The following is a 26,403-nucleotide window of genomic DNA, read 5'->3' as shown; positions in this document are numbered from 1 at the left end:
GGTGCCTACAGCGACTATGTCTATGTGGGAAGTCCGACCGCAGCGGGTAGCTACAAGGTTCAAGCAACCGCGACTGGCATTGCCACCGGCACGTCGGCGGTGCAGACGGTGAGTGCTCCAACGTTGCGCATCTTCAATGCGAACAACCAAACCACCGCCGTAGCCGGCAAGGGCATGCGCTCGTATCCATATGAAGTGCGGGTTCAGCGCATTGCGAATGGACAGGCGTTCAATGGAGCCTCACCGCTAGTCGTCAATCTGACCAGCAATGATCCGAGCAAGTTGACGGTCCCGGAGACGGTCACGATCCCGGCCAACGAAAGCGAGGTCATTTTCCCGATCACGGGTGTGGATCTGACGTCTGGCACACCGGTGACCGTGGACGCTTCAGCCGAGGGTGCAACATCGCCAGTGACCAAGTTGACGGTGAGCGTGGTCGCACCGATAGCAACGATCGAGTCGCTGGATGGGAATCGTGCGATAGGCAACGCGCGGGATAACTTCCGTGTTCGCCTGTACGTCCCAGGAACGGTTTACCAAGGCAATGAAACGGCTGCTACTAATCTGCCGTTTGACCTAGCCAGGGTGGAAGCCAGCCCCGCCGACATTGTCGATGGGTTCTACAGTGCACTGACCGGTGGTTCTGCGATCACCCAGGTCGTGGTGCCGGCCCGCGGCGACTACGGCGGTGCCTACAGCGACTATGTCTATGTGGGAAGTCCGACCGCAGCGGGTAGCTACAAGGTTCAAGCAACCGCGACTGGCATTGCCACCGGCACGTCTACGGTGCAGACCGTCAGTGCACCTGCATTGCGCATCCTCAATGCGAACGGCCAACCGAAAGTCATCGTTGGCAAGGGAATGAATTCATATGTGAACGAGGTGTACGTCGAGCGCACGGCGAACGGACAAGCTTTCAACGGAGTACTACCACTGGTCGTTAACTTAACCTGCAGTTCCACCGCAGTCTGTTCAGTTCCTGCGACAGTCACTATTCCGGCCAATACTAGTTCGTCTTACTTCTACGTGAGCGGTGTCGGACTAGGCACCACTACGGTCACCAGCACTGCAACAGGTTATCTCCCATCACCAGACGTTCCGGTGACGACCGTGCTTGCAGAGTTGTTATTCAATGGGTTGTCTGCCAGCACCAAAGCGGGGATGAACGACAATTTCAGCGTTTATCCGAGAGTTCCCGGGGCAGTCTATGCCGGTAACGAGACGGTCAGCTCCAGCCTGGTCGTTAACCTGACCAGCAGCGCACCTGGCGTAGCCACAGTTCATGCCGCGACGCCAATCGCGGCCGGAGACAGATTCTCGGCATTAGTGAACCTCACCGGTGTCGCTCCCGGCACCACCACCGTCACCGCCAGTAGCTCGGAAACACAGAGCGCGACCAGCGGCACGATCACGATTACACCCTGAGGCAGTGATGACCATGCATGGAGCGAATCTAGCCTCTCCGGTGAAGTCGACGCGACCAGCGCGCAGCTTCTCCAGAACGTCTTTGTACGCGACAGCGGTAGGCGTGCTAGCTGCGGCCGCGTCGCTTTCAGGACAATCGGCCGAGCTGATTGTCGACGAAGGCGTGGTGGTGAAGTTCGGCGATCAGGCCCAGCTGGTAGTGCGCGACAAGGTGGTGGCTGGCAAGGGCATCATCCTCACCAGCCAGAAGGACGACCAGACGGGCGGCCAGGTCGAGGCCGCGGCACAAAGCGCTGCGGTGGGGGATTGGAATGGCTTCAGACTGGAAAAGTCTTCGGCTACATACGGAGCTCTGACGCTGGAAGATCTGGCTGTCCGCTATGCGGGCCCTACGGTTGGCGACAAGACCGAAGCTGCGGTCACCGTGCGTGGCGTGAATCCAAGCTTGCGCTACGTGCAAGTGACCGACAGCGGGATAGGGATGCGCCTTCTCGATGGCGCGTCGCCGGCAATCGAAGGATCCAGCTTCCTGCGCAACCGCATCGGTCTGGAACTCAATAACAGCAGCAAGCCTTCAATCGCAGCTACCCAGTTCTCAACGAACAGCGAGTACGCGGTTCTCAACAACACGCCGGCCACGTTAGTGACAGCGACCGGGAACTGGTGGGGGCATTCCACCGGACCCAAAGACATCATCGCGAACCCGGCCGGGCAGGGCGATTCCGTATCGGCTGGGGTGAACTACGGAAGCCATCTTCTTAGCGCTCCATTGCTCAATCCCAGCATCGTGCTCGTCGCACCGGCTCCGTACTTCGAGCAAAGTCTGGTCGCCCTTCAGTTGTCTTGCGTGAATGCAACCGAATACCGCATTGCCGAGAACGGTGCCTTCGCGGGCGTGCCCTTCGTCGCGCTAGCCAGTGGCCGCACGACCCTCGATTTCCCGGTTTCTCCGGGCGATGGCCGTAAGACCCTCTCCGCCCAGTTCCGCAATGCCAGCGGAACCGTCGTTTCCGCGACGCTTACGGGTGGCGTGTTGATCGATAGCGCCGCCCCGATCGTCACCTTGACCAACCCGGCTTCAGGCAGCTTCATCAGCGAACCCATCGTTATCGAAGCCACCGCCACCGATGGATCGGGCATCAAACAGGTCAGGCTGTATCGCGACCAACAACTGCTGGTCACCAAGACCTCCGCACCTTACACCTACAACTGGGACACGAACGCGGTGGCCGAAGGCACCTACACGATCCGCGCCGTGGCCACCGACGAAGCGGACCGCACCAGCGAGCAAAGCGTCGATGTGACCATCTCGCGGGCGCCTCCGTTGCCCGATACCGAAGGTCCGCAAGTCGTCAACGTCGCGGCGGGAGGCAGTCCGTTGGCCAACGGTGCGACTTTCGCGCAGAACACGCCAATTACGTTCTCCGCGACCGACCGCAGCGCGATCTCGCGCATCGAACTGCTGATGAATGGCGCCGTGGTCGGCACTGCGTCGGGCAATGGCAACTACACCGCTCTCCTGAACCTCGACACCGTTGCCAACGGCCCGCACACGCTGGGCATTAGAGCCGTCGATTCCCTTAGCAACCTTTCCACAATCGAATACTCGATCACTGTCGCCCACGCGGCTCCGGCCGCTCCCACGTTTACCCAGCCCCAGAATGGGTTGACCACACGCACCGCCGCGCTTCAAGTAGCCGGCAATGCACTGCCGGGCGGCAGCGTTCAACTGATGCTCAATGGCGTGGCGGCCGGCGATGCGGTGACCGCAGGTACGGATGGCCGCTTCCTTGCGACGGTTTCCCTTGCGCCGGGTGCGAACTTGATTCAAGCCACAGTGACGGATCAGTACGGCACCAGTGCGCTGTCTGGCGGTGTCAACGTCACGCTGGATGTCACCGTTCCCGCCTCGCCGGGTGCGCTGACTGCCTCGAGCCTTGCCGCGGGCAAGATCCGCCTCGCATGGACCGCCGCCAGCGACCCGAACGTCGTCGCCAATGAAATCTATCGTGCAACCAGCGATTTCACCGTGATCGGCGAAGCGACCAAGCTGGCGCGCGTTTCAGCGACAACCACTACTTATGAAGATGTGCCCCTCAGCGATGGGCGGTACTTCTATCGCGTAGTGACGGTCAATTCGGCCGGCACGCCCAGTGTGCCGACCAATCAGGTCAACGTTTCCGTCGACAAGACCGCGCCCTTCGCGCAGAAGATCGAATACCAGACCGACGGTGCCTATGAACCGTCCGGCCGGATCTACGGCCAAGGCCGGATCACCGTCACGGTCACTGTCAATGAAGCCTTGGTCGGCGCACCGTACTTGAGCCTGGTGCCCGAGGGCGGGTTGCCTATCCCCGTCGACCTGGTCAAGCAGGACGACACCCATTATCAGGGCGCTTTCAACCTGGGCGCCGGGGCAGGTGTCGGCATCGCCAACGCCTTGTTCTCGGCACGCGACCTGATCGGCAACCGCGGCACCGAGGTGCTGGAAGGCGCCACGGTGCCGATCGACACCCAAGGTCCGGAAGTCGACGAAATCGTGTTGATTCCCGCTGCACCCATCAAAGTCGATACGTCCCGCCAGGTCACGGTGACTTTCAAGTTCAATGAGCCGCTCGCCGATTCCCAGCCGCCTGCGCTGCAATACCAGCTGTCCGGGGTGGGCCGTACTCCCGTCGTGATCGCGTCGCCGCAACGGCTTGCGGCGGACGAATGGCGCGTCGTCTTCGACCTGCCGCTGGATGCCGGTCAAAGCGCGCCGGAGCGCCTGCAGTTCAGCCACGTTTCCCGCGATGGCTTGGGCAATCTGTCCAACCTGATCCGCATAAGCAATGAATTCCAGGTCTATCAGGGCGAGCTGCCTGCTTTGAATGTTCCCTTGGGACTCCAGGCAAGTGCGCTTCCCGGCGGCCGAGTGGGCCTGCAATGGCAAGCGGTAGAGGGCGCCAGCGCCTATCAGCTCTACCGCCAAGCCCCGGGTGAGGATCAGCGTACGCCGCTGAGCCGCAGCACCTCGGCAAGCGCGACGGACCAGACTGCGGTGGACGGCTTGTACCGTTACTCGGTCGCCTCGGTTCGCACTTCCAATGGCCAGGAAACGCAGAGCGGCGAGTCCTCCGTAATCGAAGTCACCACCAGCCGCACCGCGCCGGGCGCGCCGCAGAATCTGGAGCTTTCGTTGACCAGCCAGGGTGTGCTCGCCACCTGGCAGCCGCCGGTGGGCACAGCCCCCGCCAGCTACCGGCTCTATAGAGCCGCCGGCGAGGCGATCACTTCGGTGACTGGACTGACCCCCATAAAACAGGGCCTCAAGGTCACCCAGGCGGTAGACGCATCGCCTTCCGAGTTGGAACACGCCTATGCCGTGACCGCGGTGGATAGCGCGGGCAACGAGTCCGCTATCTCCAATTCGCCGTATTTGAACTTCAGCCTGTTGCCGGTGAAGCGCTTGGAGGTGCAACAGCTCGGTTCCGAATTGCCGGTACTGGCATGGACCGCCAATGGCAACGGCGCCATCGGCTATGACGTTTATGTAGGCGAGGGCGATGCGCGGATCAAGCTCACCGCTACTCCCACTACGGCCATGACGCTGACCGACAGCGGGTTCACCAGCGGCGAGCGTCGTTACACGGTCGAGGCGGTGGACGAGGGCGGCGCGCGCCAGGCCCGTACGCTGGTCATGCCCAACGTCAATGCGCAGATCGTCAGTGGCCTGCCGCTCAAGCGCAATGTGATGAATCGCCTCAATGTGCAGGTTTCGAACCTCTCCGCGCTCCCATTGAACACGGCTCGCGTCACCCTGGCCTTGGGTGCACGCACCTTCGCGTCCGAAGACTTTGCGCTGGCTGCCAATGGAACCCGCGTGGCGTCGGTGATCGTCGGCGGCTATCCGGACTTGCCCGGCACGGCCGCGGCCATGCTCACCGTCGAAAGCGCACCCAACGAAGGCGAACTGGCCCGTGTCGGCACGCAGAAGCAGCTGTCGGTGGTGGACAGTGCGCTAGTGGTGGGTCTGGATGCGGAAGAGTTCATCCGCGGCGCCAGCGGTAAGGTGCGCTTAAGCGTGGAGAACACGTCCGAAGTGGAGGTGGAGTTATTGACCGCCACCGGCAACGGCAGCAAGGCCTCGACCGACCTGCGCCTGAAGCTGATGGACAACGACGGCAATCTGCTCAGCAGCGTTCCCTATCAGCAGGTCACCGGCAATGGTGTGGTGACGCTGGCCAGCGGACAGACCGTAGCGCGCATCGGCGCCGGTCAACGTTATCTGTCCGACGCCTTCTTGATGCCGGTGCCGGCCAATAGCCCGGATCAGGTCAAGCTGCGGCTCGAAGTGGACAAGCTGCGTTACAACACCGGCCAGCCCGATGAGATTTCCATCCCGGGCATGGGCAGCGAACGCACGCTGTCGCTCAGCGAAACGCCTTACTACGGCGAAATCACCAATGTGCAGCCGGTAGTGTCTTACGGACAGCAGGACATCACCATCGAAGGCCGGGCACTGGATCGCGCCACGCAAGCGCCGGTGTCCAATGCCCCACTGAAGCTGGCCATCAATCAGGAAGGCTTCGAGCGGATGGCGGAAGTGATGAGCGCGGCGGACGGCTCTTTCCGTTACGTGTTCAAGCCCACCCTGACCGATTCGGGTACTTATCAGGTGGGTGCGATCCATCCGGACATGACCGACCGCCCGGATCAGTCGCGCTTCACCGTCAACCGGATCAACGTCAATCCAGCCACGTTCAAGTTGACGGTGCCACGCAACTACGCTTATCGCATCGAGTACCGAGCCATCGCGGGTACGGGCTCGCAGGCCAGCGGCTTGCGCATCGCCTATCTGCCCGAGTTCCAGCCCAGTGGGTCGCTGGCGACCGGTATCAAGGTATTGCCAGCCGCACCAGTGGCCATCGTCTCCAAACAAAACCTGGCGCTGCCTGTCAGCGTTTCCGGCGATAACACCTCCGCGCCCAGTGGCCGGATCGTGTTGGCCGTGCTGGCGGAAGAGACTGGCGCGCAACCCTTGGCCTTGCTCAACGTGGACTACACGCTGACCGAGGCTACCCCAGCGCTCTTCGTCACTCCCAGCTACGTGGAGGCAGGTCTGGCGCAAGGCCAGTCGACGATCGAGAACGTCGTCATCGAGAACAAGGGCTTCGTTGCCATGAACAACGTGTCTCTGGCGTTGCTCGATGAGAGCGGCGGTCCGGCCCCGGCCTGGATCACGCTGGCGTCAAACCCGGTACTGGGCAACATCGCGATCGGCGAGAAGCGTAGCGTCGATTTGAATATCGCGCCCGGCGCACAGGTGAACGAGGGCGTGTATCCGTTCAAACTCCGCGTTAGCGGCGATAATCTCACGCCCGAGAACGTCAACGTCTTCGTCTCCGTGACGCAGTCGGGACAGGGCAGCGTGCTGTTCAAGGCCGCGGATATCTACACGGCCACGCGCGACAAGAACGGCAATCTGATTCCGGGCTTGGCCGGTGCGCGAGTGACGCTGCAGAACGAAAGCGTGATCAGCCAGAACTACGAGCTGACCACCGATTCGTTTGGCGAGGCGTTCTTCCAGAATCTGCCGGCCGGCAGCTACAAGTTCAGGGCCAGTGCCTCAAACCACCAGGAAGCTTCCGGTCGCCTGTCGATCAAGCCAGGGGTCACCAGCAACCAGTCCATTTTCCTCGAGTACACGCTGATCAACGTGGAGTGGTCGGTGCGCGAAGTCACCATCGAAGACCGCTACGAGATCACCCTCAATGCGACTTTCGAGACCGACGTGCCGGCGCCGGTAGTGGTAATGCAGCCGACCAGTATCAACCTGCCGAAGATGGCACCAGGTGAGGTGTTCCAGGGCGAGTTGGTGTTGACCAACTACGGTCTGATCCGTGCCGATAACGTGGTGGCGCGCCCACCGGGAGCGGATCAGTACTACAAGTTCGAGTTCTTGACGCAGCCGCCTGCCAGCCTGGAGGCCAAGCAGCGCGTGCGTTTACCGTATCGCGTGATCGCGTTGCGCCCTTATGGTTTCTATGAAACCCCGCCCGATGGTGGTTCTGGGGGTGAATCTGGTAACGGCGGCGATGGTGGAGATGGTGGCGACGGCACCGGCGGCGGTATCGAGGCCGGTCAGGGCAATGGCGACGGATCCGGTCAGAACCCGGGCGGCAGCGTCAGCGGACAACCGGGCTGCTACACCTACACCGCTCGCTATCCCGTGGCATGCAAATACATCTGCGCCAATGGTCAGGAAAGCAGCAATTGCGGATCAAGCGCCAACTGGTTCTTCATGGATCGCTCCGCGTGTCCTGTCGGCACCCCTGCACCATCCGGGTCGGGTGGAGCTGGCGGTGGCGGCTGGGGTGGGTCGGGTGGTCCTGGATATGGCAGCCTGCCGGGCATACCGCTTTGCGCCAAGGGCAGTGGCGATTGCGACGACCCAGGCGGCAAGGAAGACGGCAAAGAGGGCGGGGAATGATCGTGGGACCTATCGGGAGTGCGTTGATGTCGTGGCACCGAAATACCTGTATTGCGAGTGGCGTGGGTCTTGCCCGCGCTGCACGTGGATGGCTGCTCTTCGGATTGCTCCTAATCCCGGGTTTGCTGTGCGCCCAGACACAGTTCCCGCTAGGCGGCAATGGCTGGATGGGGCTCGGCAACCGCAATGGCGATTTCTTCATTGAGCAGGATGATCTTGAAGTAAAGGTGCCGGGCGGCTATGTGCGCATCAACCGCGACTATGACGGCAAGTACTGGGTGTTCAACAGGCAGTGGTCAGGCTTGGCGCGGCCCTCGTACAACCAGGGCAGTTATGCGTCGATAGGCACCTTCCTGAGTTGCACCAGCATCGATGGGATCAGCAGCTGTGACAACACGGCCACTGCAAGCGTGGCGGCGCGGGAATTCCTCGACGGCATCGAGGAAGCGCGGATCCCCAACGATCCGCTCTTCGGCCGCGGTGCGGATGGGCAGGCTCTATCTGACCCGTATTCGACCGAATTCGTGGCGCGCAAGGGTGTGGGTTTTTCCCGCAGCAGCGACGGCACTTCATGGGTCAGTAGCGACCATCCACGCTTCGTCGTCCGGCCGATGTCGGTACCGACCTTGCCTGCCAGCAACGGATCGGATGCGCATCCGGCCGCAGGCAAGCCGGGAGCTGGGGGAGTGCCGACGACACTGGTCAACGGCTTTCGCTGGATCGACCGCTCCGGGCAATGGATCGAGTACGACCAACTCGGGCGAATCAGCAGCTACGGCGATCGCAACAATGTGCGGGTGTGGTTCCAGTATGGCTCGCACGGGCAGGTGGAGCGAGTACTCGACGACAACGGTCGTACCGTACTCACCCTCCTGTACGCGGACGATGGCAAGTTCGTCAGAGAGGTGCGTGACCATACTCCGGTAGACGGCAGCGTGCGGAACGTGCGTTACGACTACGATGGGCAAGGCAGGTTGCGTCATGTAGTCGACGCGCGGGGTAACACGACCACGTTCGAGTACGGCGGTATAAGCAACGAGGCCGTCGAATATGGTGGATCAATCTACGGATCCACCGGTAGCTCCAGTGGCGATGCTCTCCGGATGAGTGTGGACCTGCGCAACAAGGTCACGAAGGTGATCGATGCGGCGGGCCGGGCGACGGAGATCGGCTACGGCGTTACCCAGCGAGTCGCGCGGATCAAGGCGCCGGATGGGGGCGAAACCCGGTTCGACTACGCATACGACAAGCTGAAGAAGGAGTTCAGCACCACTGTCCGTTATCCGCAGACCGATGCCGGGCAGAAGATCGAGACGGTCCGTTTCGACCAGGAAGGCCGGCCGGTCCTGCGCGAGATCAACGGTAAGACGGTGATGTCGGCGACCGGTAGCGGTCGCACGCTGACGTTCGTCGACGAACGAACCGGCAGCACTACGGTGCAGCGCGACAACTTCGACGAGATCACGCGAATTACCTATGCCGATGGCAGTTCGCAGAGTTACACGTACGAAGCCGGATCCACTGATATCCGCGAATTCACGGATGAGGCGGGCACGGTGTGGCGTTACCGTTGGGACGGGCGCGGCAACCTGCTTGATGTAAAGGCTGCGGTGGGCAAGCCCGAGGAGCAGGTTACCGAATACATCTACAACGGTCGCGGCGAAGTGGAACTGACGCGCCGAAAGGGCGGCACCAATCCCGATGGCTCGACCGACAACGACGCAGAAGTCCGCCTCACCCGCGATGATAACGGCAATATCGCGACGCTGCTCGATGGCGAGGGAAAGCGCTGGGAGTTCGAGTACGACAATTTGGGCAACGTCATCGAGGTTACCGATCCGTTGAGCAAAGCGTGGACCTATACCTATGATGCCCATGGCAACGTGCTGAGTGAAACCGATCCGAACCAGCATGCCGTCACCTACGCCTACGATCCCACTGGCCTGCAGTCCAGCGTGACGGACGCGCGGGGCAAGACCACGCAGTTCAGCTACGACGCAGCAGGCCGCGATGCCAGTATAAAAAATCCCTATGGCAATACGTTCTTAGACCAATACGACCAGGCTGGCCGCTTGGTTTCGCGTACCGATGCGTCCGGGCAGAGTTCCACCTTGTCTTATGACAGTACCGGCCGCCTGATCAGTGTAGTCGACGGCGAGAACTATCAGAGTCTGTTGGATTATGCGGAAGGCGATGGCGTCGACCGTGGTGGTCGTCAACCGGGCAAGATCAGCTATCCGACCTTTCAGCGGTTGATGCGCTTCGACGAGCGCAAGCGGCCGACACAGCAAACCGACCTCCTGGCCGACGACTCGTTGACGATTGGCGCCAGTTACGACAGGCGTGGATTGCTGAGAACGCTGACCGACCCCAATGGCCACACGCAAAGTACCGAGTACGATGCGTTGGGGCGTGCCGTGGCGGTGATCGATGCACTAGGCGGCACCGTTCGGATGGGTTACGACCACCGTGGAAACCTGGTTAGCGTGACCGATGAGAAGAACCAGGTCATGCGCATGACTTACAATGGCCGTGGCCTGTTGACCAGCGAAACCAATGCGCTCGGTCAGGTCACGCGTTATGTCTATGACGATGCGGGAAATCTGACCGAAGTGCAGCGACCGAATGGCGCGAAGATCGTCAGCCAGTACGATCCCGCCGGCAGGCTGGTGCAGCAGCAGGGTTACCGCGCTACCGACGGAGCGCTGGAACAGACCCAGACCTTCCAGTGGGATGCGGCCGACAATTTGACGGGCTGGACCAGCGACCGCGCCAGCGGCACGCTGACTTACGATGATGCCGACCGACTGCTCAGTGAAGCGGTTACCGTCGATGGCGTCACGTTGTCGCGGGGCTACACCTACCATCCGAATGATCAGGTAAAGACCTACACCGGTCCGGATGGGGTAACGCTGACCTACAGCTACGACGGCAACGGCCAACTAGAGCGCATTGACATCCCGGGCGAGGGTTCGATCAGCGCCACCGAGTGGAACTGGCTGGCACCAAAGAAGATCGTCCTGCCCGGCGGCACGGTGCAGGAGATGGACCGCGATGGCCTGATGGGATTGACCCGGTTACGGGTGAAGAGCCCTGGTCAGGCGGTGTTATTCGAATTGGAGAACCGATTCGGCAAGCTGCGCGAGCTGACAGAACGCAGCGCTGACGGCAAGGCCACGCGTTACGAATACGATGAGGCGGTGCGACTGGTTGAGGCCGATCCGGCGTTCGCCGGCGGCACCAGCGAAACCTATGTAATCGATGCAGCGGGCAACCGCGAGCAGCACAGCCTGGTTAGCGGCACCTGGGAATACGACGCCGCAAATAGGCTGCAACGCCGGGGCCAGGTCAGCTACGACTACGATGGTGCCGGCAACCTGATCCGCAAGGTTGACGCCAACCTGGCCGAGCCAGTGCGCACCACGCGCTATGCCTACGATGCCTTCAACCGCCTGGTCGAAGTGCGCGATGGGGCCGATGCGGTAGTCGCCACTTACGCCTACGATCCGTTCGACCAGCGGTTGGCGAAGGAGGTGCTGGTCGCCCGCAACGGCACGGCTATCGGCAAGACGCTGTATTTGCACGGCGAAGAAGGCTTGCTGGCTGAGGTCGATGCAAGCGGAAGTGTGATGCGCAGCTATGGTTGGCATCCGGAAGGCGAGTACGCGACCGCACCGCTATTTCAGCACACCGGTGCCGGCTACTTCTATTATCACAACGACCACTTGGGCACGCCATGGCGTGTGACCAACCGTGATGGAGTAGTGGTGTGGTCGGCCAGCGACTACACCGCGTTCGGCACGGCCAAGGTCGCTGCTGGCGCGCAGATCGTGCAGCCATGGCGATTCCCGGGCCAATACCTGGACCTGGAAACGGCACTGCACTACAACCTGCGGCGCTATTACGAGCCCGACAGCGGGCGTTACGTCACCGAGGATCCGCTGAGGCTGGAGTCATCGAGCAACTTCTACGCCTACGTTGGTCACTCGCCGACCAACAACATCGACCCGACCGGTGAAATCCTGCCGGCCGCCGGCGCCGCAGCGAGATGGGCCTTCTGGCGCTACAGCACCTGTTTGCTGGAATGTGCCGCGGTTGATGCGGCAATCGACTTAATCCGTAACCCTTGCAACATCGATGTCAGCGACTGTTTGAAGGAGTGCCTGTGGAGTCTTGTGCCGATCAAGGTGCCTTGTAAGTTCAGGGGAATGCTGGGTTCTTTGGCGGGCGCTGCGGCAGGCATGCTCAACAGCTTTACGGCCGATACCGAGGTGGCGACGCCGGAAGGTCTGAAGCGCATCGCCGATCTGCGGCCGGGCGATAAAGTGCTGGCGTACGCGGAGTGGAAGGATGAGACACAGATCGAGGAGGTGACCGATCTGATCCTGTCGCATCACGAGCAGACGATCGTGACATTGACGCTGGCCAGCGGCGAGAAGCTGGAAGTGACGGGCGGGCATCCGCTGCATACGCCGACGGGGTGGCGGGCGGCGCAATTGCTGCAAGCGGGCGGTCAACTCGATATCAAGGGGCCGGACGGAAACTTGCGGCCGGTCGGGATTGATGAGGTTGAACTGCGCCAAGAAACAATCCCGGTCTACAACCTAGAAATAAGCAATGCACATACGTTCTTTGTCGGAGCGGATGGCGTGCTAGCTCATAACGCTGTTCACCATGTTTGCACCAACAAAAACAAGAAGTACTCGGACAAGTTTCGTGATCTATTCGAGAAAAACGGGCTCGGAAAATTCAAGAATGGAAATAGCCGAAAGGATGTGTTAAACGATCCATTAAACAGACTCGATTTACCAGGTCACCAAGGCCCACACAATCCGGAGATGAATCAACAGACACTTGACCGGCTGAGAGATGCAGATAGGAATGGGCCAGGTGCGTTTAGGGATGAACTTGAAAGAATTCGCCAGGAAACAGCAACGCCTGGAACGCCGATGCATGATTCGGCCACCGGAAATTGGAGATAGCGATCGTGACGAAGAAGAAGCTCTTCCTTCTTACCGAGGACGGATCCGACAAGAAGTGGAGCGGCAAAGAACTTCTTAAAGATTCCGTTTTTAATGCCGATGGTATCGATGTAAGCAATGAAATTGCCTATGGCAAAGAGCGTTGTGATGAGGACCACTATTATTGTGAATTCTTGAGGCGCGGGAAGCCCGCACCAATACAATTCATACATACAACCAGAATACTGGCAATTTCCAGTGAGGTGACCGATCTGCATTTTGACAAAGAGATTGAAGCTGTGCGGCTTCTTGAGCGAGAAACTGACCGGCGGTTCAATATTTTTCGCCCAGCTTGCGCACTAAGCATTGTTGACTTTGAGAAATCAAGAATAGATCGATGGCCAGATGATGCTGATCTTCGACCTTGGCATGACCCGAGAGGACGAATGTTCCTAGAGCCCGCGCTGCGCTGGGACGATATCCCATCTGGAGTGACGGCATTTCGGCTGGCAGATTGGCCCGGTATCTCGAACATAGTTGTTTCTGATGGTTACAAAAAACAAATCGAGGCTAGGATTGAAACTGGATACATCTCATTTCGAGAGCTGTCTCTCTAATTGATTCGAACGACATGGGTTCATTCTCGGTTGAAAGCAGGCTCTGGCAATCCGATATTTTGCATATCCCTTGTCTTGCTGTTTGCGAGAGGATTGATATGGGTGAGTTTTCCGTAGTGAATAGGTCGGATATGAATGCATTAAAGCTAATTGCTTCGCTAGTACTTTTAGTCGTGGCGACTGCGCTCTGGAAGTTCGGAGTGTTGGATGGAATTAGAAAGCGAGTCGATGGTGCAACACAGCGAGTGGGTTCAACTGGATTCGTTTCTATCCCGATGCCAGATGGAATGCCCTCGCAAGGAATCGTGATATTCGCTCCCGAGAATTGCCCGTCCGATGCCGCACAGCGAGCCAGGAAGCTGGCCAGCTTCTTGTCGGACCGTCATATCGGTTATGTCCATTCAGAATCCGCCAACTACAACAATCTTTCGTCGCAGGAAGAGGTCTCACAGGTGATGTCGGTAATGAATGGCCGGATACCGATCGTTTATGTCAACGGGAAGGCTAAGGCAAACCCGACCCCGGAAGAGGTCGAAATAGAATTCCGGCGATCCAAGTCGGGATGAGATAGCTGGAAATAACTTCACATCGAAGGAAACGTGGCCGACTTGCAAGGCGGCTCTTGGGGAAGGAATAAAAGGGGTAACAGGATGAATTGGGGCGTACGAAAGTCCGTTGGCGCGGCAGTGGTAGCACTGTGTCTGCTCGGCTTGGCCATTGCGCCAGTCGCCGCGCAGGAGTCCGTCTGCGCGCGGGTCAAGATCGAGATCAAGCAGGAACTCACCCTGGAGCGCCAGGCGTTCGATGCTGAGATGCGCATCACCAACTCGTTGCCCACTACGCCACTGACCGAAGTCAACGTGGAGGTGCGCGTCACCGATGAGGTCGGTACGGCAGTTGCGATCACTACCGATCCCAATGACCTGACCGCGAAGTTCTTCCTGAGGCAATCGCAGACCCAGAACATCGACAACGTTTCCGGCACCGGCCAGGTGGCGGCTCAAGCCACCGCGATCGTCAATTGGTTGTTGATCCCCGCACCGGGTGCGGCCGGCAATACCCCGTTCGGCAAGCGTTACCTGATTGGCGCCACGCTGCGCTACAAGTTCGGCAACGAAACCCATGTGATGGAGCTCAACCCCGATGCCATCACCGTCAAGCCCTTGCCCTCGCTGACCTTGGATTACTTCCTAACTCGCGACGTTATTGCCGACGACCCGTTCACCACTCCCATTGAAGCTCCCGAGCCCTACACCTTGGGCGTACGCGTCAAGAATAGTGGCTTCGCTGCGGCCCGGCAGCTCAAGATCAACTCGGCCCAGCCCCGTATTATCGGAAATCAGCAAGGTCTGCCTATCAACTTCGTCATCCTGGGCAGCTACGTGCAAGACGTGCCTGCGACCAGCTCACTGCTGATCGACTTCGGCAATATTCCGGCTAGCGGCAGCAAGATGGGGCGCTGGCAGATGGAGAGCAACCTGGCCGGCACCTTCGTCGACTTCAGCGCCACCTTCACCCATTCCGATGAACTCGGCGGCGCGTTGACTTCACTGCTGCAAGCCACCAATGCCCATTTGCTGGTACGCGATGTGCGCGTGGATCTGCCGGGACGCGATGTGGTGCGCGACTTCCTGGCGGTGGAAGGCTCGGTCTATCGCCTTTACGAATCCGAAGGCCAGGACAATGCAGTCACCGATCGCTCCGCCGAAGCCGTCCTGACCACGGCCAGCGGCGCCTACCAGTTGAACCTGCCGCCGTCGCAGGGGTTCTTCTACGTCCGCAAGCCCGATCCATTCCAAGGCCAGAAAGCCCTGGGCCCCGTGCTGCGCGCCGACGCCAAGGCCATGGCCGTGGAGAATGTCTGGCTGTCCAAAACCAAGAATCCCGACACCCAGCAGTGGGAACACTGGTTCAACGTGTTCGACGTCAATTCGCCGGGTAGCTACAACGTCGCTTTCAAGGATCTGGACCAAGTGCCCCGGCCACCGGCCCTCCAGTTCATTCCCGATCGCGTGGTCAAGGAAAACGAGCAGATCTCATTCCTGGTGGAAGCCTCCAGCCCCATGGGCAAGCCTGTCGTACTGTCCGCCGCGCCATTGCCTACCGGCGCCACGTTCCACGATCAGAGCGATGGCGTAGGCGTGTTCGACTGGACGCCGGAAGTTGGGCAAGCCGGCAGCTACCTCGTCAATTACCTGGCCAGCGATGGCACGTTGTCGGCCTCGCGTTCGGCCAAGATCCGCGTCGAATCGCTCGAGCCGCCGCCGGGCCCGGCGATTCCGCAGATCGTCGCACCGCTGCCGGGCGCCGAGATCGCCAGCCTGCGTCCGCAGTTCCAGGTGCTGACCGGCGAGGCCAGCAACGATCCCACCGTATCGGTGCAGTTTGAACTGTATGCCGACGCCGGCTTCACCGAGAAGCTGGGAGAAGCCGTCGTCGCGGAGAACACGACAGCAGGCCAACCGACGACATGGACGCCAGGACAGGATCTCAACGACAACACCCATTACTACTGGCGTGCGCGTGGTGTCGCCGCCGGCGTGAACAGCGAATGGACCAATGGCGCCTTCTTCGCCAACCTGTTTAACGATGCGCCGGAAAGCTTCAACCTGACCGCGCCTGCGGCAGGCATCGATGTCGACAGCTTGACGCCAGTACTTTCGGCCACCAATGCGGTCGACCGAGATGGCGACACGGTCACCTACGGCTTCGAGGTATACACGGATTCGACCTTGACCGAGCGCCACGACGGCGTCTCCGATATGCCCGTCGATACCGGAGGCACGACCCAGTGGACGGTCGCCATTCCGCTGACCAACAACGCCACGTACTACTGGCGCGGTATCGCCACGGACGAGCACGGCGCGCAAACGCAAACGCCGGCGCGTAGCTTCCGTGTGTCTACGGGCAACCAGGCGCCGACAGAGCCGACCATCGTCAGCCCGGCGCCGGGATCCGATGTAACGACTCCAGGTGCCGCCCTTCTACGCGTCAATAACGCCACCGATGCCGATGGCGACGTGATGCGCTACGTGTTCGAGATCGACACAGTCAACACTTTCGACTCGTCCAATCGGCAGTCGTCGGGTGCGATCCCCGCGGACAGCAGCGGCATTACCGGTTGGCAGGTGACCGGGCTGACGGAGAACGAGCACTACTACTGGCGCGCCAAGGCGAGCGACGGCCGCGCCGATAGCGGCTGGGTGGTGGGCGACTTCGTCCTGGATGCCAGTAATGACGCGCCAACTACACCAGTAGTTGCGAACCCTGGCGACCGGGCCTGGGCAGCCACTTTGACCCCGATGTTCGAGGTGCATCCGTCGATCGATCCCGAAGACGACGAGGTGCACTACCGCTTCGAGGTGTACCGCGACGCGGCGTTGACCAACCTGGTCGCCTCCGGCACCAGCAACACAGGCACCTGGCAACCCACTACGTCCCTGGTCGACAAGACCACGCACTACTGGCGCGTGCGTGCCGAGGATGCCAGCAATAACGCCAGCGCCTGGTCGACGACTAGCGTACTGTTCGTCAGCACGGGTACCTACGTTGCACCCATCCTGTACATGAGCGGTTTAGGCAATGCCCGGGACGCGCGCGATGGCGATCTAAACATCCGATGGATGGGTACCGGCTATTACAGTATCGAGCCGACGGTTGCCCTCTATTACGATCAGATCGGTTCTGGTTTCGCGGGTACCAAAATTATCGACGGGATCCAAGATGTCGGCTGGATGGGCAGCTACGTCTGGGATTTGGCAGGACTGTCTGCAGGGGTGTACTACGTCTACTCTGTCATCTACGACGACAAGGGCCTGTCCCGTTCGTACGCGTCGGGCTCTCTGGTGGTACCTACCAATCCGCAACAGGGCGTTTTGCAAACGACTGCAAGCCCGAGTCTCGACTTGAGGGAAGGGACGGATATCGGACATATTTCGGTAGTGCTCGGAAGGGCGCCCACCAAAGACGTGGTCATATCGGTCACGTCGAACGACTCGTCCGAAGCTTACGTGCAGACTAGCCTATTCAACCACGTGACCGCATCAGGCGAGCTCAGATTCACGCCCGATAACTGGTCGACGCCGCAGCCGATCAAGGTGATCGCCGTGAAAGACAATTCGGTGGATGGTGACCAGAGCTTCGCGGTGACTTTGGGCAAGGCAGTGAGCTTGGATCCAGACTACAACGGTTTGCCTGCGCAATCCTTCTCTGGCGTGGTGCGCGACCAGGATACGAGTTCGGGTGTCGGGCTGAGCGTGTCGGACTACATCCTGACACGTAAGGAACAACAACAGGACGGTCAGTGGGACTACCACTATAAGGTTGTGCTCTCCAACAATGGACGGGCTATTTTTTGGGCAATAGGTACTGCACTCAGCGCGCAAGGTTTTACGATCGTTGCCCCACAAATATACTTTGGCTCAACAGAACAGAACGGGGTCACGGTAAGCGCTTCCGAACTCATCCTCCGTAGCACTTCGGACGTGACGATCGAACGACCTGAGGTCGTATGGCAACTGGAGCCGTCCTCATTATGAAACGGAGCATCCGCTGCAAATCAGGTGGCTTCACCCTGATGGAACTGCTGGTGGTGGTGGTCATCATCGGCCTGCTAGTCGCATTGGTGGCGCCGCGCTACTTCCAGCAGATCGGTAAGTCCGAGCGCACCGCAGCCATGAGCCAGATCGACGCGCTGCGCAAGGCTATCGATACCTATCGAATGGACACCGGCCATTTTCCGGCGACAGAACAGGGCTTGAGTGCGCTGACCGTCAAGCCCGATGCCGAAGACAAATGGAATGGCCCCTATCTGCAGAAACAAGCACCGCTCGATCCATGGGGCAACGGGTACGTGTACCGCACTCCCGGCGCTGATGGCGATTACGACCTGTTTTCCTATGGCAAGGACGGCAAGCCCGGCGGGCAGGGCGAAGAAGCCGATATCGGAGCAGGTGGGCAGTAACCAATGAAGCACAGGGTTCTTGTTTCTGTCGGCGGCGCGTCGCAGTGGGTGGATATCGAGGCGGACTCGGTGGCGGCCGCCGCGACGGCTGCAGCGCGTACCGGCGGCAGGATTCTGCGAGTCGAGTCGGAGACAGCGCGTGTGCCCACGCTGCGCGTGAGCTTTGCGCCAACCGTGTTCTTCCAGGAAGCACTGACCTTGCTCAAGGCAGGGTTGAATGTGGTGGAGATGCTGGAAGCGCTCGAGCGCAAAGAGCCCAACCCCGGTTTTAAAGCCGTGCTGGGGCGTTTGCTGACGAAGTTGCGCGAAGGCGCCTCTTTCTCGCAGGCGCTAACGCAAGAGTCCAGCCTGTTTTCCCCGGTGCTGATCGCCGGAGTGGCCGCCAGCGAAACCACCGGCGGTCTGGTCCAGACCCTGGAGCGGTACCTGGATTACGACCAGAAGATCAACCTGATCAAGCGCAAGGTCACGGCCAGCGCCATCTACCCGCTGCTGTTGATGGCTGTAGGCGGAGCGGTGATCCTGTTCCTGATTGCGTACGTGCTGCCAAAATTCGCGTCGATCCTGGATGGATCGGGACGCGAGGTGGGCTGGGCGACGGTGCTGCTGCTGCGCTGCGGCGAGTTGATCCAGGGCCACCCTTGGGCTTTGGTTGGCCTCATCGGTCTGGCGGTCGCTGCCGTTGTGTGGCTGGTTGCGCATGAGCAAGGCCGTCGTTTCGGGTTGCAGGCGGCGGCGCGGCTGCCCGTGCTGTCGGAGATCCTGACTACATTGGGACTCTCGCGCCTGTATCGCACCTTGGCGCTGTTGCTGGACAGCGGCATCCCGCTGCTGCAGGCGCTGGACATGGTCAAAGGCATCGTCAGCCCGAAGCAGGCAAGCGAGCTGTCCGCCGCCGCCCTGAAAATACGCTCGGGTCAGATGCTGACCGAGTCGTTGGCCGGCAGCAGCCTGATTCCCCCGATCGCCGAGAGCCTGTTGCGCGTGGGCGAACGCAGCGGAGCGATGGCCGAAATGAGCGACAAGCTGGCCAACTTCCTGGACATCGATCTGGACCGCAAGGTCGAAACATTCTCGCGCCTGTTCGAGCCCCTGCTCATGGCCTTTATCGGCATCGTCATAGGCGCCATCGTGGTGATGATGTACGCGCCGATTTTCGATTTGGTAGGGAGTGTGGGTTCGTGAGCGCGACGCTGGTTGCCGAGATTCCTATATTGACGGCAGCGCAGGTGCGCACGGCTCGCCACAAATCGCTCACGGCCGATCGAGCTTGGCTGGCCTTGGTACAGGAAGAACTGGCCACCGACACGGCAGGACTGGTGCGGGCGCTGGCCGAGTTGTCCCGGATCGAGTCCATCGATTCCGTGCAGCTGTACGCCTCCACCCCTGACTTCGACCTGCTTCCCTATGTGGAATGCGCCCGCCGCGGCTGCGTGGCATTGCGCGATGGGGATGCCGGCCTGACGCTCGTGCTGGCGGATCCGTTTTCCGAGGAACTGGCGGCATGGGCACGCGCCACCATTGCCGAGCCGTATCGGGTGCGGCTGGCGCACTTCGAGGATATCGCCTCGTTCCTGGCCCAAGCCGAACAAGCCGTGCGCGCCACGGAGCAGACGGTCGGGGATACGCCAGGGGCCGAAGAGCTTGCCGATGGAGAAGTCCTTTCCCTTGAAAACATCGAAGCAGATGCCAGTCCAGTCATCCGACTCGTCAGTTCCGTTCTCTACGATGCGCTCAAGCAGCAGGCCTCGGACATCCATCTGAAATCCACGCCAGTTGGCATGAGCGTCAAGTTCCGCATCGACGGCGTGCTGATTCCGGTGTCGGAAGTGTCGGGAGTCGACACTGCTCAGCGCCTGATCTCACGCATAAAAGTAATGTCCTCCTTGGATATCGCCGAGCGACGCGTTCCGCAGGATGGACGTTTCCGGGTGCGGGCACGCGGCGGACAGGTGGATTTCCGCGTTTCCATCATGCCCAGCATCCACGGCGAGGACGCCGTGCTGCGCTTGCTCGACCGCAGCGCGTTGACCGGCGATCGCGCGCATCTGCTGCAGCTGTCGGATCTGGCGATGGAACCCGAGGCCGTCAACGCGCTCAGGAAGCTGATCGTGCAGCCCTACGGCATGATCCTGGTAACCGGCCCCACCGGCTCAGGCAAGACCACGACCTTGTATGCGGCCATACACGAGATCAACAGCGGGCAGGAAAACATCATCACCATCGAAGATCCGGTGGAGTACCAGCTTCCCGGTGTGTTGCAGATTCCGGTCAACGAAAAGAAGGGGCTGACCTTTGCCCGCGGCCTGCGCTCGATCCTGCGCCACGACCCGGACAAGATCATGGTGGGCGAGATCCGCGACGAGGAAACCGCACAGATCGCCGTCCAGGCGGCGCTCACCGGCCACCTCGTGCTGACGACCGTGCATGCGAACAACGTCTTCGATGTGGTGGGCCGCCTGCTGCACATGGGCGTGGATGCCTACAGCCTGTCTTCGGCCTTGGTAGGCGTCTGGGCGCAGCGTCTGTTGCGGTTGAACTGTACCGAATGCTCCCAGCCTTACTCGCCCGATGAGGAGACGCTGAACCTTTCGGGGTTGAAAGCCGAAGACCTGCTCGGCAAACCCCTTCGTGCGGGACGCGGCTGCGGGCATTGCCGTGGCACCGGCTACAAAGGTCGGCGCGCGATTTCCGAGTTCTTGGTTATGAACGACGCCTTGCGCGAACTGGTGGCGTTGAAAGCCCCAGTGACCGCCATGCGCGCTGCTGCTGCGCAAGTGGGCAGTCGGAGCCTGCGCGCGGCGGCGCTGCAGTTGTTCTATCGCGGGGAAACCACCTTGGCCGAAGTCAACCGGATCACGTTCGCAGAGTAGGCCGTGTTCAAGAAACCCATTCATCTCTATATCGCCACCTCAACCTGGTTTGCCAGCACGGGAGCTGGCGAGTCGAATCGACTGCAAGGCGAACATGCTGGCTCGATGGACGGCGATTGGAACTCGCTGGGCAAGACATTGTCTTCGCATTTCGGCACACGCCGCAAAGTCAGCTTGGTGCTGTCGACCGCGTACTGCCGCTTCATGGTCACGCCCTGGGTGTCGTCGAACTACACCCACAACTCCATTCGTGCACACGTGATCGATACGTTCGCCCGCAACCACGGTGTAACGGCCTCCAGCCACCATATCCGCATCCATTGGCCGAAGTACGGCGCTCCTGTGCTTGCCGTGGGCTATCCGCACCACGTGCTCGATGCGCTGCGGACGTGCCTTGGCCAAGCCGGCATGACGCTGGCTGAAGCAACGGCCAGCGTATTCGCGATTCATCGTAAATATGCTCCATCGCTGCCTTCCGGCGATTCCCTGCTGGCTTACGCCGAGGACGATGGCCTCGCCGCCATCACCCTTGAGCAAGGAGCGCTAACACAGGTGGAGTGGCTGCCTGCCCAAGGGACATCCAACGGGCTGGATGGAATCGAGATCTGGTCGTCGCGCAAGCGCTTTGGGTTTGCCGATGACCAGCACATGCGCTGGTTGGCCAGTAGCGAAATGCCCAGCGTTTTCCCCGGGAAGCTGCTGCAGCTCAAGGGCATGGAACAGGCGGTCAGCCCTGCGCATGCCGTAGTGGCGGCATGCCAGTGAATCACGGCAACGCTATGCGCATTGACTTCCGCAAATGGTCTTTGCGCCCGTTCGTTTTTTGCATGCTGACGGCGACGGCGCTAGGAAGCTTCACGTTGCTACGCATGAACCAAGCGCTGGACCGCGAGATCCAAGCTGTCGAGATTCAGCTTGATCGTGCGTCGCAATCGACGACGAGAAGACGGGTCGTACCGCAGACAAAGGAACCCGATCTGGGCGCAGTGGGCGAACGCCAGTGGAGCGAGCAAATGGCGCTGCTGAATCGAGACTGGAGCCAGTTGTTGAACGCGCTAGTCCCTTTGGACAAGCAAACCAAGTTGCTGGGTATCGATGTCAACCCTGCAACCGGGGTGGTGCGGGTATCCGGCGTTACCGACTCTGCGGATCGGGCGAATGCCTACGCGGAGGCACTGGACGCCAATGCGCGGGCGGTCTCGCAGGTGCGTGTGTTGGCCCTAAAACGCAATGGCGAGGTAGTCAATTTTGAAGTGAGCGCGTCATGGCGCGAATAGACGGCCGACGGATAGTCTGGGCGATCAACCGCCAGTTCCTGTTGCACGGTGCAGGTCTTTGGATAGGAGTGATCGGTGGAGGCATCCTGCTCACCCTGGGCATCACGCTATCGCTATCGCAGATGCGGCTCAGAGAGGCTCGTACATTGCTGACCGGGCCAGCCAGCTCCAGCGAGCCGCTGGCGATCGTGCCAACCACCACATCGAAACCATCTTCATTGCCGCAGGCAGACGCCCGCTTCGACAGCACGCGAAGGATGCTTGGTGTTCTAAGAAAAGGCGGTCTGGAGCCTGTACAGATCAAGTTCAAATACGAACGCAGCGAAGATTCCGGGCTGTATCGGCAAGTCGCGGATTTCTCGGTGCAGGCGCCGTGGAAGGTAGTAGGGGAGACCCTTCAGTCTCTTCAGACTACCGACCGCGCGGTTTATATCTCAAAGCTGCGCTTGACCAGAGAATCGATCGAACAAGAAACGGTAGAGGCTGAAGTACAGCTGTCTCACGTCTTTTTGGATCGTCAGGCTGAGCCCGCGCGATGAAGAAATATGCCCGCCCTCTAGGCTACTGCGTCATCGTCATTCTGTTGGCACTGGCGGTGTTCAACCGAAAATCTCCACAGGCTTTAGAGATAGTCGAGGCTTCGCGTCCTAGTGCTGGGTCGGCCTCCCGATCAGCGCCGCCGTCGGAGCAGGCTGAAATGATACGGCGACGTAACTCGTCTTTGTCGCTACAGCTTTTTTCCTCGCCGGCCAAATCACCCGTGCCGCCGCCCGCTTCGTTCGAGGCGATACCGGTGGCTCCGCCAGCGGACATCAAAGTGCTCGGCTGGATGCTATCCGAGGCGGTGCCGTATGTATTTGTGGAGTGGCAGAACGAAAGCTACACGCTATCGCCCACTCAATCGGCCGGAGATACCTATCGGTTCGACAGAATCGGCGGTGGTTTCGCCGATTTCACCTACCTTCCCACCGGTGCCACTCGCCAGTACGTGGTGAGCGACCCCGAACTGACCGAATAAGACAGGACGCTTAATGCACGCCGTACCGAGTTCCACCAGATCGATTAAGCGCATCCTGACGCTAAGCGCGATTCTGCTCCTTGCCGCATGCGGTTCGGCCGGAGACTTTCGCAAGGCCAATCGTTTGTTTGAAGAGGGCGACTATGTCGAATCGGTCAGGAAGTACCAGTTGGCCTCCGATGCGGCGCCCAACAACGTCGGTTATCGACAACGTTACCTGCTGAAGAAGCAGGAAGCATTGAACCTGATCTTCGCCGACGCTGAAAAGCAGATGGCATCGGGGGATTCGGCTAAAGCTGAAGGCCTGTACCAGATCGCGCTGCAGATCGACCCGCAGAACGCAGCGGCTCAGGAGGCGCTGCGACGGTTGGCCGCCAGACGCCGGCATAGCGAGAAGATGGTGGAGGTCGATGCGCTGATCGAATCCGGCGCGCTTCAGGAGGCCGAGCGAATGGCGAGAGAGGTGCTGGCCGAGGCTCCGGGTAACCCGCGTGCGATCAACAGCCTGGATCGGATACGGCTTGCGTTGAGCGAGAAAAAACGCGCACCCGACGGTCTGGATGCGAAGTTCAAGAAGCTCATTACGCTTGAATTCCGGGATGTACCGGCCAAAGTCGTGTTCGAAGTCTTGTCGAAAGCCTCTGGCATCAACTTCATCTACGACCAGGACATAAGGCCGGATCTGAAAGTATCGGTATTCCTTCGCCAAACCCCGATGGACGAGGCCATCCGCATGATCGGCCTTTCCACGCAGCTCGAAACGCGAGTGATCAACCAGAACTCGATGCTGGTATTCCCCAGTATCGCGCAGAAAATAAGCGACTACCGTCAACTAAGCGTGCGTAGTTTCTATCTCGCCAATACCGATGCCAAAAAGATGGCGGAAACGTTGAAGGCGATCCTGAAAACGGAAAACGTGGTGGTCGACGAGAAGTTGAACCTGCTGATCATGCGGGACAGCCCTGAAGCCATTCTGTTGGCCGAGAAGCTTGTGGCGCTGCAGGATGTAGGTGAGCCGGAAGTGATGCTGGACGTCGAGATACTGGAGATCAAACGATCGACTTTGCTCGACATGGGCATCAGTCTTCCCAAGGAGATCGGAGTCACCTTGAATGCGCCGGGTCAGACTTCCAACTTGATCCCCGTCGATACATTGCGCGGGCTGAACTCCAGCAGCATCTATGCTTCCATTCCCAATGCCTCTGTCAAGTTGAACGATGAGCGCTCCGATGCCAGGATTCTTGCCAATCCAAAGATCCGGGTTAAGAGCAAGGAGAAGGCGAAGGTGCTTATCGGCGACAAGGTGCCTGTCATCACTTCCACATCCACATCGACCGGCTTCGTGTCGGAAACCGTGAACTACGTGGATGTGGGCTTGAAGCTGGAGGTGGAGCCCAGCGTTTTCTCCTCGGACGAGGTGTCCATAAAAATCAACCTGGAAGTCAGTAATCTGGTCAGAGAAATCCTCACCAAGTCCGGAACACTTTCTTACCAGATAGGTACCCGCAATGCGGAAACCACATTGCGGCTGAAAGACGGCGAGACTCAGGTACTGGCAGGATTGATCAACCGCGAGGACAGAAGAGTGGCCAGTGGCTGGCCCGGCATCTCGCGATTTCCTATTCTGAATCGTATCTTCGGTTCACAGAAGACCGATAAGCAGAATACGGAGATCGTCCTTTCCATCACCCCAAGACTGGTTCGCGGTGTGCGACGCGCCAGCCTGGACGAGCTGCAATTCGAAAGCGGTACCGCGACGCGCTTGGGTGGGAACATAAACATGACGAGCAGTGCGCCCCTTGCGCCGGACACTGCTGCCGGCGAAGCCAATGCTTCTGTGGCTGCTGACGCCGGCTCGGCCGCATCCGTCATCCCCGTGCCGGAGCCGCAAATCGCGGCCGGCGAGTTGCCGAACGGCCCCCAGGTGCTGTTGAACTGGAGCGTGCCGGCTGAAGTCAGGGCGGGTGAGCAGTTCACCGCGGTACTCAATATCAGCGCGCTCCAGGCGGTCGACCAGATGCCGGTGATGATCGGCTTCGACCCACAGTTGCTCCAGGTCGTCAACGTCGAGGAAGGCCCATTCATGGCGCAAGGGGGAGGGCAGAGCAGCCTGACCAAACAGGTGAATCTCAGCGATGGCAAGATAATCGCCACCGTCGTACGCCAAGGCAGCGCCGTATCGGGCCAGGGTAATCTGCTGCAGGTGACGTTCAAGGCCTTGGCTTCGACGGAAGCCACCGAGATCAAACTGTTGTCTGCCGAACCCAGCCCAAAGGTCGGCGAAGCCAGGCTGGCTAATGCGACGTTGAGAATCCGGTGAGGGCGCAACGCAGCGTTGGCTTCAGTTTCATCGAGCTGATCGCTACGCTGGCGATCATCGGCGTGCTGTTGCTCATCGTTATACCGTCCGCACAAACGGTAGTGAAACGACACCGGGAGACCGAGTTGAGGCTGGCACTTACCCAGATACGCGGCGCAATCGACCATTACAAGAAAGCGGCGGAAACAGGAAGGATTGCGGTGGAAAGCGGGTCGAGCGGTTATCCGCCCAATCTGGAGGTGCTGTCTGAGGGAGTGGTGGATGTAAGCAGTCCCTCAGAAGCGAAAATCTATTTCTTGAGACGGCTGCCTGCTGATCCGTTCCATCCCGGAACCGGAAAATATTCTGCAGAAACCTGGGGGCTGCGCAGCTACGAAAGCCCGCCGGACGCGCCCGAAGCTGGGGAGGACGTATTCGACGTGTACAGCACATCGGCCGGCGTCGGACTCAATGGCATCGCTTACCGGGAGTGGTAGA

At 60.1% G+C, this 26,403-nt stretch carries 15 protein-coding genes; all 15 read left to right on the top strand.

The features are described 5' to 3' along the window. Positions 1 to 1,425, top strand: a 1,425-nt coding sequence (locus J2W94_RS07140; protein WP_310091502.1) for a hypothetical protein, incomplete at its 5' end; no start/stop codon positions are given. 103 nt (positions 1,426 to 1,528) lie between these two features. Then, positions 1,529 to 7,897, top strand: a complete 6,369-nt coding sequence (locus tag J2W94_RS07135; protein ID WP_310091500.1) for an Ig-like domain-containing protein — start codon at positions 1,529 to 1,531, stop codon at positions 7,895 to 7,897. Positions 7,898 to 7,923: 26 nt separating this feature from the next. Beyond that, a complete protein-coding gene (locus J2W94_RS07130) occupies positions 7,924 to 12,879 on the top strand; it encodes an RHS repeat-associated core domain-containing protein (protein WP_310091498.1) in 4,956 nt (1,651 codons plus the stop codon). A 5-nt stretch (positions 12,880 to 12,884) separates the two neighbouring features. Further along, positions 12,885 to 13,475, top strand: a complete 591-nt coding sequence (locus J2W94_RS07125; RefSeq protein ID WP_310091495.1) for a hypothetical protein — start codon at positions 12,885 to 12,887, stop codon at positions 13,473 to 13,475. Positions 13,476 to 13,489: 14 nt separating this feature from the next. Next, a complete protein-coding gene (locus tag J2W94_RS07120) occupies positions 13,490 to 14,041 on the top strand; it encodes a hypothetical protein (RefSeq protein ID WP_310091494.1) in 552 nt (183 codons plus the stop codon). A gap of 120 nt (positions 14,042 to 14,161) precedes the next feature. Beyond that, positions 14,162 to 18,013, top strand: a complete 3,852-nt coding sequence (locus tag J2W94_RS07115; RefSeq protein ID WP_310091491.1) for a hypothetical protein — start codon at positions 14,162 to 14,164, stop codon at positions 18,011 to 18,013. Then, the gene (gene gspG, locus J2W94_RS07110; RefSeq protein ID WP_310091489.1) at positions 18,010 to 18,438 is read left to right on the top strand and encodes a type II secretion system major pseudopilin GspG; all 429 of its coding nucleotides are present in this window, start codon (positions 18,010 to 18,012) and stop codon (positions 18,436 to 18,438) included. Before J2W94_RS07115 ends, gspG begins: the two co-directional genes overlap by 4 nt. Before the next feature lie 3 nt (positions 18,439 to 18,441). Next, a complete protein-coding gene (locus J2W94_RS07105; RefSeq protein ID WP_310091487.1) occupies positions 18,442 to 19,623 on the top strand; it encodes a type II secretion system F family protein in 1,182 nt (393 codons plus the stop codon). After that, complete coding sequence (locus tag J2W94_RS07100; RefSeq protein ID WP_310091485.1) at positions 19,620 to 21,311, top strand: GspE/PulE family protein; 1,692 nt, start codon at positions 19,620 to 19,622, stop codon at positions 21,309 to 21,311. The genes J2W94_RS07105 and J2W94_RS07100 overlap by 4 nt, the downstream gene beginning before the upstream one ends. Before the next feature lie 3 nt (positions 21,312 to 21,314). After that, a complete protein-coding gene (locus J2W94_RS07095; RefSeq protein WP_310091483.1) occupies positions 21,315 to 22,076 on the top strand; it encodes a hypothetical protein in 762 nt (253 codons plus the stop codon). Between the two features lie 14 nt (positions 22,077 to 22,090). After that, positions 22,091 to 22,588, top strand: a complete 498-nt coding sequence (locus tag J2W94_RS07090) for a hypothetical protein (protein ID WP_310091481.1) — start codon at positions 22,091 to 22,093, stop codon at positions 22,586 to 22,588. Next, positions 22,576 to 23,127, top strand: coding sequence for a hypothetical protein (locus J2W94_RS07085; RefSeq protein WP_310091479.1), 552 nt, complete (start codon positions 22,576 to 22,578; stop codon positions 23,125 to 23,127). Before J2W94_RS07090 ends, J2W94_RS07085 begins: the two co-directional genes overlap by 13 nt. Positions 23,128 to 23,285: 158 nt before the next feature. After that, complete coding sequence (locus J2W94_RS07080) at positions 23,286 to 23,606, top strand: hypothetical protein (protein ID WP_310091478.1); 321 nt, start codon at positions 23,286 to 23,288, stop codon at positions 23,604 to 23,606. Positions 23,607 to 23,619: 13 nt separating this feature from the next. Continuing rightward, the gene (locus tag J2W94_RS07075; protein WP_310091476.1) at positions 23,620 to 25,926 is read left to right on the top strand and encodes a secretin N-terminal domain-containing protein; all 2,307 of its coding nucleotides are present in this window, start codon (positions 23,620 to 23,622) and stop codon (positions 25,924 to 25,926) included. Then, positions 25,923 to 26,402: a type II secretion system protein gene (locus J2W94_RS07070; RefSeq protein WP_310091474.1), complete on the top strand. Its 480-nt coding sequence runs from the start codon at positions 25,923 to 25,925 to the stop codon at positions 26,400 to 26,402. The genes J2W94_RS07075 and J2W94_RS07070 overlap by 4 nt, the downstream gene beginning before the upstream one ends. The last annotated feature ends 1 nt before the right edge of the window (position 26,403 follow it).

This window comes from Pseudoxanthomonas sacheonensis (assembly GCF_031455975.1).
Lineage (GTDB): Bacteria > Pseudomonadota > Gammaproteobacteria > Xanthomonadales > Xanthomonadaceae > Pseudoxanthomonas_A > Pseudoxanthomonas_A sacheonensis_A.
This window is presented reverse-complemented; position numbering and strand designations above follow the sequence as displayed.

Excerpts from the sequence above, each read along its gene's own strand:
- J2W94_RS07130 (WP_310091498.1), top strand. The coding sequence starts at position 7,924 with ATGTCGTGGCACCGAAATACCTGTATTGCGAGTGGCGTGGGTCTTGCC.
- J2W94_RS07120 (WP_310091494.1), top strand. The coding sequence starts at position 13,490 with ATGGGTTCATTCTCGGTTGAAAGCAGGCTCTGGCAATCCGATATTTTG.
- gspG (WP_310091489.1), top strand. The coding sequence starts at position 18,010 with ATGAAACGGAGCATCCGCTGCAAATCAGGTGGCTTCACCCTGATGGAA.
- J2W94_RS07105 (WP_310091487.1), top strand. The coding sequence starts at position 18,442 with ATGAAGCACAGGGTTCTTGTTTCTGTCGGCGGCGCGTCGCAGTGGGTG.
- J2W94_RS07090 (WP_310091481.1), top strand. The coding sequence starts at position 22,091 with ATGCGCATTGACTTCCGCAAATGGTCTTTGCGCCCGTTCGTTTTTTGC.
- J2W94_RS07085 (WP_310091479.1), top strand. The coding sequence starts at position 22,576 with ATGGCGCGAATAGACGGCCGACGGATAGTCTGGGCGATCAACCGCCAG.
- J2W94_RS07080 (WP_310091478.1), top strand. The coding sequence starts at position 23,286 with ATGATACGGCGACGTAACTCGTCTTTGTCGCTACAGCTTTTTTCCTCG.
- J2W94_RS07075 (WP_310091476.1), top strand. The coding sequence starts at position 23,620 with ATGCACGCCGTACCGAGTTCCACCAGATCGATTAAGCGCATCCTGACG.